The sequence below is a fragment of the Rothia sp. HMSC061E04 genome (genome assembly GCF_001813685.1).
Classification (GTDB): Bacteria; Actinomycetota; Actinomycetes; order Actinomycetales; family Micrococcaceae; genus Rothia; species Rothia mucilaginosa.
In genome coordinates, this window is sequence record NZ_KV813690.1 from 31,619 (window position 1) to 44,452 (window position 12,834).

Below are 12,834 nucleotides of genomic sequence, written 5' to 3' on the forward strand. Positions count from 1 at the left end.
CGGGTCTAAGGTGAATCCATAACAAACCGGAAGGCCCCTTCCGGAACAACCCTTCAACCCTAAGCCGAGGAGAACATCATGGCACTTTACCTGGTAGAACTGACCCCCGCGCAGCCGTCCAAGGACGAAGCAACCGCACTCATCGAGACCGTCAACTCGTCCCTGAGCCACGGCGCAGAGCTCATCGAAACCCAGGTCTCCGCAGACCACAAGATTGTCTTCGTCATCGTCGAATCCGAGAACACCGCATTCGGCCCCGACCTCACCGCAGCCATCGGTGAGCGCGCAGCCGTCGCAGGCCCCGACGCAGTCCGCCTGGTCGGCGCAGAGCTCGAAGACATCAAGAAGCTCAAGAAGGACGCAGACTACCTGGTTGAGTGGGACATCCCCGCAGAAATCACCATGGAACAGTACCTGACCCGCAAGAAGGCAAACGCCCCCAAGTACGCTGAAGTACCCGAGGTTTCCTTCCTGCGCACCTACGTTCGCGAAGACACCGCAAAGTGCCTCTGCTTCTACGACGCACCCGACGAAGAAGCTGTTGTTCGCGCCCGTAAGGCCGTCAGCACCCCCATTGACCGACTGTTCAAGCTGCACGCATAGATGTGACACTCCCCGCTTAGGAGAAACCCCATGTCCGAGTTCACTCTCGAACCCCTCTACGACTACCCCCAGCGCGAGCAGGTGCTCGCACTCGCCCGAACCCACGCTAGCGCGGTTGACCGTGGCGAGCGTTCCCCCTTCGAGAACCTGCGCGAAATCGCTAAGGACGGCCTGATTACCCTGGGCCGTGACGGCGGCTCCCTGGTCCCCCAGGTGTCGGTAGCGTTCGACCTTGCCACCGAGGATGCCTCCACGGCGTTCTCCCTGTGGGCTCACCGCTCCACCATCGCGTTCTTTGACGCTGTGGGCCGCGAGCTGCCCGAGGGTCTGGCGGATGCAACCGTCAGCGGCACCACCGCGATGGCGGCAGCGTACAAGGAGGCTTCGGGCCTGGCACCGATCAAGGTGGAGGGCACCCTCGTTGAGGGCGGTCTGAAGCTGAACGGTTCCGTGTCGTGGGCGTCGAACCTGTACCCGGGCGGCGTGATTGTTCTTCCGGTGGCTGTGCAGAACGCCCCGGAGAACCACCCGAACCGCTACATTGTGACTGTCCGCCAGAACGTTGAGGGTCTGAGCGTTGACTACCACCGCAACCTGCTGGCACTGAACGGCACCGAGTCTGGCACTCTGAAGTTCGAGGACGTTTTCGTTCCGAGCGAGGACATTCTGAGCGACAATATTGAGGCGTTCCTGCACGATGTGACCGCGCCGTTCCTGCTGGTTCAGTCGTCGTTCTGCCTGGGTCTTGCCGCTGGCGCCCTGCAGGAGGCTGCTAAGCACCTGGACGTCTCGCAGGGCGTGTTCCGTCCTGAGTTCCCGCTGATTCTGGCGGAGTACCAGAGCCTGCGTGAGGAACTGGTTCGCCTGGCCTCTGAGCCGGAGCGTGCTGAGCGTCGTGACCTGCTGAGCTTGCGTTTGGGTGTTTCGCACTTTGCAACCATTGCTACTCACTTTGAGCTGCAGGTTGTTGGAGGCGCCGGTTACGTGGCTGACTCCCCGACTGCTCGTCGCCTGCGTGAGGCGTCGTTCCTGCCGGTTCAGTCCCCGACTGAGGGTCACCTGCGTTATGAGCTCTCAAAGTACGACCACTTAGAGGATTTGCAGGCAGCGCTGTAGCGGTTCCCCTTTGCTAAATAGGCTCTTGGTGTGAATAAAGCGGTGAAAATCCGTTTATTCACACCAAGAGCCTATTTATCCATTTTTTACACACGTGTATACATCATGAATTCTTTGCTTTACCTATTCGCAATGCTGTGAAGATATATCCAGTAGGAGCATCCCGGGTTCGGCACGGGGTAAACCTGACCCTTGAACCCGGCGAGTCTAGCGCTGGGTATCGGCTGGGTTATTATTGTCCGGGTTGAAATGCTCGGTATTTCCACCGGCCTGGGCTACGAGATTCTCAACGCCCGCTGAAATGCTCACAGCGACCCTGGTGATCGGACTGCTCGACATTATTCTGGATGCGCTTGCCTCCCGCCTGCTACGCCAGTGCCGAAGGCAGTAAATTCTTCTAGCTGATTCTCCCCGCCTATTTAATTTGAAACTCGCATACTTTTACCCCTATATATATTTAAGAATGAAAGCTTTTTCATAAGGAAGGTAGGCATCATGAAAACCGAAAAATCGAAAGAAATTTTCTGGAGCATCATCTCAATTCTCGTAGGCGGAGTAGCCTGGCTAACCATGCAGAATATTTCATGGGGTGTAGTAGACCCTGCGAAAGTCGGTTTCGTATTCGCAGTAATCGGCCTCATTTCGCTTATCTGGGCTCTCTTCAATAAAAACTCAGATAGCTCACGAGCGTACGAGACTATACGTAACGCCAATAGGTCAAAGGAGGATTAAGGAGGGTTATTCATTAGGGGTATAACACCCCAACCGCCTAACCACTCTTCACCACACCGAAAAACAACGGCCCCTCACCTCTTGTCCACGTATGATGGTGAAATACAAAAAACCAACCACCAACCATACACGCACAGGTAGGAACCGTTGCCTTCTCACCGTACTACCTGCCTGACCCCAGCACAATTCACGACCCTCCTAGCACTCCTGCTACTCACTTTGAGCTGCAGGTTGTTGGAGGCGCCGGTTACGTGGCTGATTCCCCGACTGAGGGTCACCTGCGTTATGAGCTGGCGCGTTACGATCACCTGGATAACCTGCGTGACGCTCTCTAAGCCATTGAGCTGTGTGTAGCGAGTGTTTTTATTCGCTCTTTGCATTAATACCCCGTATATGCCTAGAACTGCATATACGGGGTATTAATGCATTCTGGGCTATATATTAGGGGTTTGGGGCTCATTATAAGAGAATATATGCCCCACTCAACGTATCCCTGCTCATATTTATAGCCGTTTAGCTGTGACCCACACCCGCATACGCGTAGAATTATGTGGAATTTTATACACCACCACATTCACCTCAGGAGCTCCCTTTGAGCATCTCTAAACTTCTCGGCTTTGACTGGTTGATTCACGGTGATGGCCGCACCGTCAAGCCCGGTTCTGTTGTGGCACCGAGCGAACGCCTCGCATGGCCGATCACCATCGGTATCGGCGCGCAGCACGTGGTTGCTATGTTCGGCGCAACCTTCCTCGTGCCGCTACTGACCGGTTTCCCGCCGGCAACCACCCTGTTCTTCTCGGGTATCGGCACGGTCCTGTTCCTGCTCATTACTCGCGGGCGCGTCCCCTCCTACCTGGGTTCTTCCTTCGCGTTCATTGCACCCCTCGCCGCTGCGGGCTCCTCGCACGGCCCGGCGGGTTCGCTCGGCGGCATTGTCATGGCAGGTATCGCCCTGTTCCTGGTCGGTCTGATTGTTCAGTTCGCTGGCACCGGCTGGCTGACCAAGCTCATGCCCCCGGTTGTGACCGGTTCAATTGTGGCGCTGATTGGCTTCAACCTGGCACCCAGCGCTAAGGACAACTTCATGAAGGCACCGATTACCGCACTGGTGACCCTGTGCTCTATCGTGCTGATTTCGGTGCTGTTCAAGGGCATCATTGGTCGCCTGTCCATCCTGCTGGGTGTGGGCATCGGCTACATCACCGCTGTGATTCGCGGCGAGGTGGACTTCTCCACCATCCACAAGACCGTTGAGACTCAGGGCATCATTGGTCTGCCGCACTTCCAGACCCCCGAGTTCCACTGGGAGCTCGCTGGCCTGTTCATCCCCGTGATTCTGGTGCTTGTGGCTGAGAACATTGGCCACGTGAAGTCCGTTGCGTTGATGACTGACACCAACCTGGACGACTACTCCGGCCGTGCCCTCATGGCGGACGGCCTGGCAACCACCATCGCCGGTTTCGGTGGCGGTTCGGGTACCACCACCTACGCTGAGAACATCGGCGTGATGGCAGCGACTAAGGTGTACTCCACTGCGGCGTACTGGGTGGCGGCTATCTTCGCAATTGGCCTGTCCATGTTCCCCGCGTTCGGTGCCGCTATTGCTACCGTCCCGGCGGGCGTTCTGGGCGGTGCCGCAACCGTTCTGTACGGCATGATCGGTATGCTCGGTGTTCGTATTTGGAGCGAGAACCGTGTTGATTTCTCGAACCAGATCAACCTGACCACCGCTGCTGTGGCACTGATTGTTGGTATTGCGGACTACACCTGGGTCTTTGAAGAACTGTCCTTCGCAGGTATTGCTCTGGGTACCGCAACGACTCTGATTGTTTTCCACTTGATGACCTTCATCGCGAAGTACACGAAGGCTGCTGGCGATCCGTTGGAGCCTTTTGACCCGTCGAAGTCTGAAGGACACTAGGTTTTAGCTCCTCACGCTTACGTCCGTTGGGAGTGATTCTCTCCTGAGGCGTAGGGTGTAAAAAAGCGGCCCGGATGGATTGGTTTCCATCCGGGCCGCTTTTGCCTCTTCTGGACGTTACATACAACTGCCACCCTGCTTAAACACAAATCAGATATAAATCAGACTCAAATTTTTTATGTGTAGACATAAAAGTTTATGTCTGAGTTATGTCTGCGGAGGCTCACCCAGCCGCTAGCGCTGGATAGCTAGCACCGGATGGCTCGTGCTGGATAGCTAGGGCTAGGCGGCTAGGACCGTTCGGCGAGCATCGCCTCAATCGTCTGCGCTACACCGTCCTCATGGAAGGGCGGGCAGGTACGGCCCACCTTCGCAATGAGCGCCGGCTGACCCGAGGCCATGGCGAAGCCCTCTCCCGCCCAGCAGAGCATCTCCGCGTCATTCGGCATGTCACCAAACGCCATCACCTCGTGCGCCTCAATGCCGTGGCGTGCCGCGAACTTCTCCAAAATCCGCCCCTTATTCACGGTCTTAGAGCCCATCTCGATGAGCGGCTCACCGACCACGCCGCGGGTCACCGACACCAGCGAACCCACCGCCTGATGCACGCGCGCCTGCAGAATATCCGGGTCCATGCCGGGCACACGAATCAGGTACTTAATGACCGGGGTTGAACCAATACGTTCGAGCGCATCGGCGATTTTCGCCTCCACCACGCGGGCACCCTCAAGCACCTCACCGCCCTCGTGAGGGCCCTGAACGTAGACAGTGTCCACGGTTTCGAGGGTGTAGGTGGCGTCGGGGAACATGGGCTCCAGCAGCTCGTGAGTACGGGCAATCACCGCGGGATCAGCGCCGTTGACTTCTTCCACCTCGTTCGCGCCCAGGTGGTACACCACGGCACCATTGGAACAGATGGCGTAGGAGTCGAAGTCGGTCTGCTCGCGCAGGGGCGTGAGCCAGCGGCTCGGGCGGCCGGTGACAAAGACGATATCAATCCCGGCGGCACGGGCGGCCTCAAGGGCGCGCAAGGTACGCGGACGGAACCGGAAGTCGTGCCCGATGAGGGTGCCGTCCAGGTCGCTGGCGATGAGTTTAATCATGCAGATATGCCTTCAGTGGTGGGGTGTATCGGTGCTGGTCAGGGTGCAGGGCTGGCAGGGTGCGGGTCTGGTGAGACTGTGCCGGTGTACCGCTATGCCGCCGGTTCCGCGTAGGTGACGGTCAGGAACGCACGACCCAGACCGTGGCCGAGCAGGTTAAAGTTCACGACGGCGGGGCTGGCGTTCTCGTCAATGTCGAGCTTCTCCACATCCACGGCGGTGACGCAGAAGATGTAGCGGTGCGGGCCGTGACCAGCCGGAGGGGCAGCACCCAGGAAGCCCGCCACACCGGCGTCATTGCGGTGCGTCAGGGCGCCGGCGGGTGCATCTGCGTCAGTGTCAATGCTGGTCACAGTGGCGGGAATATTGGAGACAGTCCAGTGCCAGAAGCCGCTGGGGACCGGCGCATCCGGATCGAAGCAGGTCAGCACGAAGGACTTGGTGCCCTCGGGGAATCCGCTCCAGGACAGCTGCGGGGAGCGGTCCTGACCGCCCGCCACGCCGAAGAGGGAGGAGAGCATCCATTTGGGGGCGGTGCCGCCGTCCTGAATGTCGGTGGAGGTCAGGGTGAATTCGGGCAGTTCGGGCAGGCCCGCGTAGGGTTCGCGGGGCAGGGGTGCGGTACCGATGTTGGTCATGATGTTCCTCAGCGTTGGGGTGCGGGTGGATATGGCGACGCCGGCGGACAGAGTGAGCTATCCGCCGGCGAGGCGTAGATTATTTAGCCGTTGAGTACGGCGTCGAGTTCTTCGCGGGTGGGCGGGTTAGCGCCCGCGCGGGAGACGGTGATGCCGGCTGCGGTTGCAGAGAAACGCAGCAGGTCGGCGATGTCTTCGGCGGTCAGTGCGGCGACCTTGGTGCGCGCCTCAGCACCAGCGATACCGCGGTCGAGCAGACCCGCGATGAGTGCCGCCATGAGTGAGTCGCCGGCACCGACGGTATCCGCAACCTCAACGCGGTGTGCGAGCTGGCTGATGCCCTCGGGGTACTTCTTGGTGAAGGCGATGGGGCCGTCCTCGCCGCGGGTGATGACCATCAGCTCGGCGCCGAGGCCAAGCCATGCGCGTGCGCTGTCGTCGAGGGAACGGTCGGGGTAGAGCCACTGCAGATCCTCGTCGGATGCCTTCACGACGGTGGAGAGGGACACGAACTTTTCCGCCCAGGCGCGGCCCTCGTCAACGTTGTGGATGAGGGTGGGGCGGCAGTTTGGGTCGTAGCTGAGCAGGGCGCTGTCACGGGCTGCTTCGAAGGCTGCGGCGACCACGTGCGCGCCGGGTTCGAGCATAGCGGCGATGGAGCCGGTGTGCACTGCATCGGAGGTGCGTGCCAGTTCGGTGAGCTTCTCGGCGATGGAGTCGAGGGACCAGGTGATGTCGAATTCGTACTCTGCTGCGCCGTCGGCACCGATGGTTGCCTGAGCGACGGAGGTGCGTTCAGCACTGTGCTCGAAGGGCAGAGTCACCTGAGATGCTTCCAGGTGCGCGTCAATGCTCTTGCCGTAGGCGTCGGGGCCGTAGTGGCCGACGAAGTTGGTGAGGTGGCCGAGGCGGCGTGCACCCACGGCTACGTTCATGGGCGATCCGCCGGGGTAGGCGCGGGTTTCTCCGTCGTGCTGGTGGACGACGTCTACGAGTGCTTCACCGATTACAGTCAACATGGTTTCAATTCTACCTATGTTTTCCGGGGCATGGAGTGTGTTTTTGTGGGTATTTAAAGTGGTTTTACTTTTCTTTTTGAGGGCTTGTGTTGGCTTGCCAGGCGGGTGCGGGAACTGACTTCTACCTCTTCTGAGTTTTAGCCCCAATAACACTAATTTTGAGGCTCCGGAGGGGTTCACACGGGTTAGACTTAAACCGACGCCGGGTCTTTAACGCCCGGCACGGTATTGACGCGACAGCACCGTCGCGCCTACCCTCCAACGACGAAGTTAGGAAGAAGGTCATACGTGACGACTGCAACCGCTACCTGGGTTAACCGTGAGGCTACCGCAGAGGAGCTGATTCCCCTCATCGGTAAGCTGCACCGCGAAAACGGTGTGGTGCTGAGCATTCACGGCCGCAGCCTGGTCAACAAGTCTGTCATTGAGCTGCTGAAGCTGCACGATTTCGTATCCCAGATTGATGGTGCACCCCTGAACCCCGCGCACTCCCTGGAGCTCGTTCGTGCTCTGGTTGAGCTGAACCTGGGCGCGTGCTCGATCAACATTGCTGCCCTGCACAAGGCACACCACGAGGCTGGCTCCCCCGAGCTGTCCATGTGGCTGCCCGAGCAGCTGGGTTCCTCCGTGAACCACCAGGGCGACCAGCCCAAGGAGCAGGACGTTGTGCTGTACGGCTTCGGTCGTATTGGTCGCCTGCTGGCTCGTATTCTGCTGGAGCGCTCCTCCTCGCCGCTGGGTTCCGGTCTGAACCTGCGCGCTGTTGTGGTCCGTAAGAACGGCGATCAGGACCTGGTCAAGCGTGCATCCCTGCTGGAGCGCGACTCGGTTCACGGTCCCTTCAAGGGCGTTATTGAGGTGGACGAAGAGAACAGCACCATCATCGCTAACGGTGTTCCGGTTCGCTTCATCTACTCCTCTGACCCGACCACTGTCGACTACACCGAGTACGGCATCAAGGACGCTCTGCTGGTGGACAACACCGGCCGCTGGCGCGACGTTCCGGGCCTTGAGCAGCACCTGAACTGCCCCGGCATTTCTCGTGTTCTGCTGACCGCTCCCGGTAAGGGCGACATGAAGAACATCGTGTTCGGCGTGAACGACAACGTCATCACCGATGAGGACAAGATTGTTTCCGCAGCATCCTGCACCACCAACGCGATTACTCCGGCACTGAAGGTTCTGGATGACGCATACGGTGTTGAGCGCGGCCACGTTGAGACCGTTCACGCATTCACCAACGATCAGAACCTGATCGACAACTTCCACAAGGGTGACCGCCGCGGTCGCTCCGCTGTGCTGAACATGGTCATCACCGAGACCGGTGCAGCTAAGGCTGTTTCTAAGGCTCTGCCGCAGCTGGAAGGCAAGCTGACCGGTAACGCTATCCGCGTTCCCACCCCGGACGTCTCCATGGCAATCCTGAACGTGAAGCTGACCAAGCCCGCAGGTTCCGCTGAGGAACTGAACGAGCTGTTCCGCCGCGAGTCCATCGACGGCGAGTTGCGCCGCCAAGTGGGCTACTCGGATTCCCCCGAGGCTGTTTCCACCGACTTCGTGGGTTCCCGCACCGCAGGTGTTGTGGACTCGCTGGCTACCGTGGTGACCGATGACTCCGCAATTGTCTACGTCTGGTACGACAACGAGTTCGGTTACTCCTGCCAGGTGATTCGCGTTCTGGAGCGCATGGGCGGCTACGAAGTGCCCTCCTACCCCGCTAAGTAAGCTACCCCAGCTCATCTAGCACACATATAACAAACCCACCGGTATATATAGCCATTTGGCTATATATACCGGTGGGTTTGTTTATAAGGTTATATACGCAGATGAGCGGTGCCGCGCAGAAGCTCAGAAGAGCTACGCGAGCAGTAAATTACGCCTTACGGCGATACACCACACCCTGATGCGCCCGCAGCGTGAAGCTCAAGGGCACCGGGCGATTTGCCGCATCCACCAGGCCGGAGGGAACCTTCACGGTCACATCCTTCGAGCCGGTGTTCAGAGCAGCCCAGCCACGCGTAAAGGCACGAGTCTGAGCGTCCTCTGCGCGATAATGCCGCCGACCGGATCCCCCAGGTAATAGGAGAGCTCCGGGGCGTGCGGAATCTCGTCGTAGGCGTCGTGGTGGGTTGCGCTGATGCCGGTGAAGGCGCCTCCACCGAACACCCAGAAGCCCACCAAACCGTAGAGGAAATTCTCATCCGTGCCGGTAGTCGGAGCCTTGCGGTCGCTGAGCGGGGTACGCAGAATCGTCACCTTCTTCTGCGAGGGGCAGCTTACCCAGCTCGCGGTAGATCGTGTTGTAGCGGTCCATGACCAGTCGCAGCTGGAATAAGCTGACGATACGGTCGTAGGCGTTCACACAGTAGCGTTCGTAGATGCTGGGCTCCTCCATGAGGATGCGCAGTGCCGCCGCGAAGCCGTGAATATCGCCGGGGATGGTCAAGATACCGCAGTTACCGATTTCGTGGCCATCGGGGGCGACCAGCACATCGTCGATAAGCTGGGACATGCCGCCCACGTCGGTGCTGACCAGCGGGATGGACGCAGCCATCGCCTCGAGCGCCACAATCGGCTGACCCTCATTGTAGCTGGGCATGAGCAGCAGGTCGAAACGGTCGAGCATCGCACGCACGTTCATGGTGCCGTGGAAGGTGATGTACTCACCCATGTTGAGCTCTTCGATGGTGCGCAGGCACAGTTCGTAGTACTCGGGCAGGTGGTCCTTGGGGCCGAGCACGTCCAGATGGAAGTTCACCAGACCCTGATCGCGCAGCACCGCGAGGGAGCGAATCAGGTCAGTCAGGCCCTTAATGGGCACCACGCGGGCGATGAACACGAAGCGCCACACGTGGCCGCGGCCCTCAGCGAGGATGCGGGCACGCGCCGTCTGGCGGGCGTAGTAGGCTTCAGCCACGGACTCGATGAGCATGCCGTTGGGCAGGATGATTGCGCGGTCCTTCTCGCCCTCGTTCATCTGGTCGATGGGCGCGCCAATACCGCGTGCCTCTTCCAGAGCCTTGGGGTACAGGTAGGTTGCCATGTCGGCGCTGGGGTAGCAGAAGCGTCCCAGTTCGACGAACCAGACGGACCAGGCACGCTCGTCGAGGGTGACCGGGCCCAGGCCGGGGTGCTCACGCTCCTCGTTGAGGAAGGCGTAGTCGGTGGTGACGGGCTTCGCCATGTTGCGTTCGAGCCTGGTGTTCACGGTGTCGCGAATGTACAGGTTGTGCTCGGTCAGCAGGAAGCTGGTGCCGTGGTCACGTGCGGCTGCGGCGGCGATGAGTGACGCGTAGCCGGTGGTGTGGGCGTGGTAGACGCGGGCGTGCGGCATCCGCTCGCGCAAGAGCGCAAAGAGGATGGAGACGAAGTCGCGTACCTTCCAGAAGAGCTCACCGAAGGGCACCTCGGACAAGAAGCCCAGGCCTGCAATCGCCTGCATGAACTCGCGGGTTCCGAAGAGGCCGAAGAGGTTGTAGCTGCGGGTTGCGGGGTTGATGCCCTCGTCGTAGAGCTTCCAGAGGGGGTTCACGTCACCGGCGATGAGGGCGCTGAAGCCGTCCATGAGGCGCTGGGTGAGCTGCTGACGCTGCGCAAAGTTCATGCGCAGTGCGGAGGGGTCGCAGGCTTCCGCGAAGGCGTCGCGGTTGACTTCCAGGCTCAGGTACAGCACCTTGACCCACTTGACGTTCTCGGGCATGCCGTAGAGGTCTTCGTGGGGGGAGTTCTTATCCCAGGCGATGTGAATAATGCCGTAGGTCAGATCCGGGTTTTCGCAGACAATATCGTGCACCACCGCGGAAACACCACCCTTGAGGTAGGGGTAGGTGGATTCCATGATGATGGCGACGTCAACGTCCGGGTATTCGGGGTCGCTGTAGTGGGGGCCAGGAGCCGGAAGCTGCAGCGGCGCGTAGTGGTTTCGGTACATCTGTTCAGTCATTGTCGTATGTATCTTTCGCGGACCGTGCGGTTCTTACCAGGCGAGGGCTCGACGCCAGAAGAGGGAGTACTCGGGGGCTGCCCACGCCTGACGGTAGACGCGGTAGCATGCGAAGGCGAGCACTGCCTCACCCACGATGACGGGCAGGTAGCCGGTCTCGTTGGGCAGAATCATGAAGGAGATGAAGAGCAGCACCAGGTGCACTACGGAGAGCAGCTGCACGGTGACGTACATGGTCATGTACTCGATCTGGTAGATCAGCACTGCCACAGCAACGAAGAGGAACGCCACGACCAGGCCGGAGAGCGCCAGCGGGTAGGACTGCGGCAGGAAGATGTACATCAGGATGCCGGTGACGATAGCGCTGGCGATGTAAATCAGCAGGGAGTTGCGGATAGCGTGGTTGGAGGCGCGCAGAGCCTTGGAGGACTCCTCCCGAACGCCCTTGTAGGGTAGACGGTCGAAGATGGTCCACAGGTGCTGGATGCTTGCGTTGACGCGGTCTGCCTCCACCACGAAGAAGTAGTTGTAGGCGATAACGCAGGGGATCAGGCTCAGGTAGATTGCCACGACGTTGATTTCGCCGCCGGTGACCAGGAAGAGCATGTACTTATCAGCCCAGATGATGGAGCCGGTGAAGAAGCCGCGCAGGGCATCGAGCGCAATGTCCTTGAGCGGGATACGCGCGAAGTGCAACAGGTGCACCAGGTCCTTACCGAGGCTCACCAGCAGAATGAGCGAACCAACCAGCGGCGGCAGGAACCATTCCTTCGGGAAGAAGAACAGCGCAAGAGTGTAGCCAAGCCACGCGATGAACCAGATGATGCGGTTCTTCGCGAGGTTCGGGATGACCAGCAGCTGCGCGAACGCAATGTTGAGAACGCCCAGGACGAAGAACGCACCGAATGCAGTCGGGGTCCAGTGGAGGACGAGGGCGACCGGCACGGCGAAGAGCAGCACCAGCGGCATGGTCATGAAGAAGAGGTAGAGCCAGTTGCGGGTGAACCCGGTCAGGTCGGTAATGTCCTGGAACTGCGGTTCGGACATGCGTGCGCGTACGGCTCGTGCTTCGGCGCGCTTGAGCTGGTGCTCAAGGGTTTCAGCATGAATACGCAGGCCTTCGCGGGCGTCCGCAATCTTCTTGTGCTCCATCTGGATAGCACGGTAAAGGGGCAGGTAGGCTGCCTGACTGAGCCAAGGAACGGTAATGGACGTTGCCAGAATCACCTGGATTAGGGGCACGCCGTCGAGGTTGTACCGGTTAATGGTCGGGGTGACCATGGGGAAGACGGTGGTCAGCAGGACAACCGGAGAGACGTAAAGCAGAAAGTTAATGAGGAGGCGCCATGCGCTGTTGCTTTTTTCCTCAGTACCGTGGTTGGTAGACAATCTTGCAGACTTTCAGTCGATAATCGTAAAGATTAGGGGCAGTGTGTTTGAACAGCACCGTGTGACGCGCCAGGGGAAGACTCGTCATGCCAAGAAGTGCCGGGTCCCCATGGCTTGCGCTGATGCCGCCGTGAATCAATATACGGCATATATCAACTAAAACCTTTGGTTTCCTTAACCCTCTACTTGATATTTGGCGGAATTTAGAGCACATTCCCACACTGCATTTAGTGTAAAAACGTATCGCTCCTTGTCAGAGGAGGTTTTTCTGCACAGAGTTTGCGGCATCTTCCCCCCTGCACAAAAGCATCCCGGCCCCTCCGATTGGAGGGAACCGGGATGCTCTAAGCGGCGACCCGTAAGGGTC

The 12,834-nt window shown here is 59.4% G+C and carries 10 protein-coding genes; 4 read left to right on the forward strand and 6 right to left on the reverse strand.

Annotated elements, in window-relative coordinates; translation table 11 throughout:
• Nucleotides 1–78 precede the first annotated feature (78 nt).
• From HMPREF2927_RS00700 to HMPREF2927_RS00715, 3 genes are all read left to right on the forward strand, one after another.
• The gene (locus tag HMPREF2927_RS00700; RefSeq protein ID WP_070684703.1) at nucleotides 79–603 is read left to right on the forward strand and encodes a DUF4242 domain-containing protein; all 525 of its coding nucleotides are present in this window, start codon (nucleotides 79–81) and stop codon (nucleotides 601–603) included.
• A gap of 30 nt (nucleotides 604–633) precedes the next feature.
• Entirely contained in the window at nucleotides 634–1,719 is a 1,086-nt protein-coding gene (locus tag HMPREF2927_RS00705) for an acyl-CoA dehydrogenase family protein (protein ID WP_070684705.1), read from the forward strand.
• A 1,324-nt stretch (nucleotides 1,720–3,043) separates the two neighbouring features.
• Nucleotides 3,044–4,375 (forward strand): uracil-xanthine permease family protein, encoded by a 1,332-nt coding sequence (locus HMPREF2927_RS00715; protein ID WP_070684709.1) that lies wholly within the window; start codon nucleotides 3,044–3,046, stop codon nucleotides 4,373–4,375.
• Nucleotides 4,376–4,665: 290 nt separating this feature from the next.
• On the opposite strand, the gene HMPREF2927_RS00720 is transcribed toward HMPREF2927_RS00715, so the two are convergent.
• From HMPREF2927_RS00720 to HMPREF2927_RS00730, 3 genes are all read right to left on the reverse strand, one after another.
• On the reverse strand, nucleotides 4,666–5,478 hold the full coding sequence (locus HMPREF2927_RS00720; protein ID WP_070684710.1) for an HAD-IIB family hydrolase: 813 nt from the start codon (nucleotides 5,476–5,478) through the stop codon (nucleotides 4,666–4,668).
• 92 nt (nucleotides 5,479–5,570) lie between these two features.
• The gene (locus HMPREF2927_RS00725) at nucleotides 5,571–6,116 is read right to left on the reverse strand and encodes a YbhB/YbcL family Raf kinase inhibitor-like protein (protein ID WP_070684712.1); all 546 of its coding nucleotides are present in this window, start codon (nucleotides 6,114–6,116) and stop codon (nucleotides 5,571–5,573) included.
• An 83-nt stretch (nucleotides 6,117–6,199) separates the two neighbouring features.
• Nucleotides 6,200–7,135 carry a carbohydrate kinase family protein gene (locus HMPREF2927_RS00730; RefSeq protein WP_070684714.1) on the reverse strand — a complete coding sequence of 312 codons (936 nt, stop codon included), beginning with the start codon at nucleotides 7,133–7,135 and terminating at the stop codon, nucleotides 6,200–6,202.
• Between the two features lie 288 nt (nucleotides 7,136–7,423).
• Here HMPREF2927_RS00730 and HMPREF2927_RS00735 point away from each other — a divergent pair, with 288 nt between their 5' ends.
• Nucleotides 7,424–8,860 carry a glyceraldehyde-3-phosphate dehydrogenase gene (locus tag HMPREF2927_RS00735; RefSeq protein WP_070684716.1) on the forward strand — a complete coding sequence of 479 codons (1,437 nt, stop codon included), beginning with the start codon at nucleotides 7,424–7,426 and terminating at the stop codon, nucleotides 8,858–8,860.
• A gap of 273 nt (nucleotides 8,861–9,133) precedes the next feature.
• Here HMPREF2927_RS00735 and HMPREF2927_RS08860 read toward each other — a convergent pair whose 3' ends face one another.
• From HMPREF2927_RS08860 to HMPREF2927_RS00750, 3 genes are read right to left on the reverse strand one after another with little or no spacing between them, the layout of a single operon-like run.
• The gene (locus tag HMPREF2927_RS08860; RefSeq protein WP_246827313.1) at nucleotides 9,134–9,391 is read right to left on the reverse strand and encodes a putative glycoside hydrolase; all 258 of its coding nucleotides are present in this window, start codon (nucleotides 9,389–9,391) and stop codon (nucleotides 9,134–9,136) included.
• A complete protein-coding gene (gene pelF, locus HMPREF2927_RS00745) occupies nucleotides 9,333–11,078 on the reverse strand; it encodes a GT4 family glycosyltransferase PelF (RefSeq protein ID WP_070684720.1) in 1,746 nt (581 codons plus the stop codon). The genes HMPREF2927_RS08860 and pelF overlap by 59 nt, the downstream gene beginning before the upstream one ends.
• 33 nt (nucleotides 11,079–11,111) lie before the next feature.
• On the reverse strand, nucleotides 11,112–12,467 hold the full coding sequence (locus tag HMPREF2927_RS00750; RefSeq protein WP_070684722.1) for a hypothetical protein: 1,356 nt from the start codon (nucleotides 12,465–12,467) through the stop codon (nucleotides 11,112–11,114).
• Between the last annotated feature and the right edge of the window lie 367 nt (nucleotides 12,468–12,834).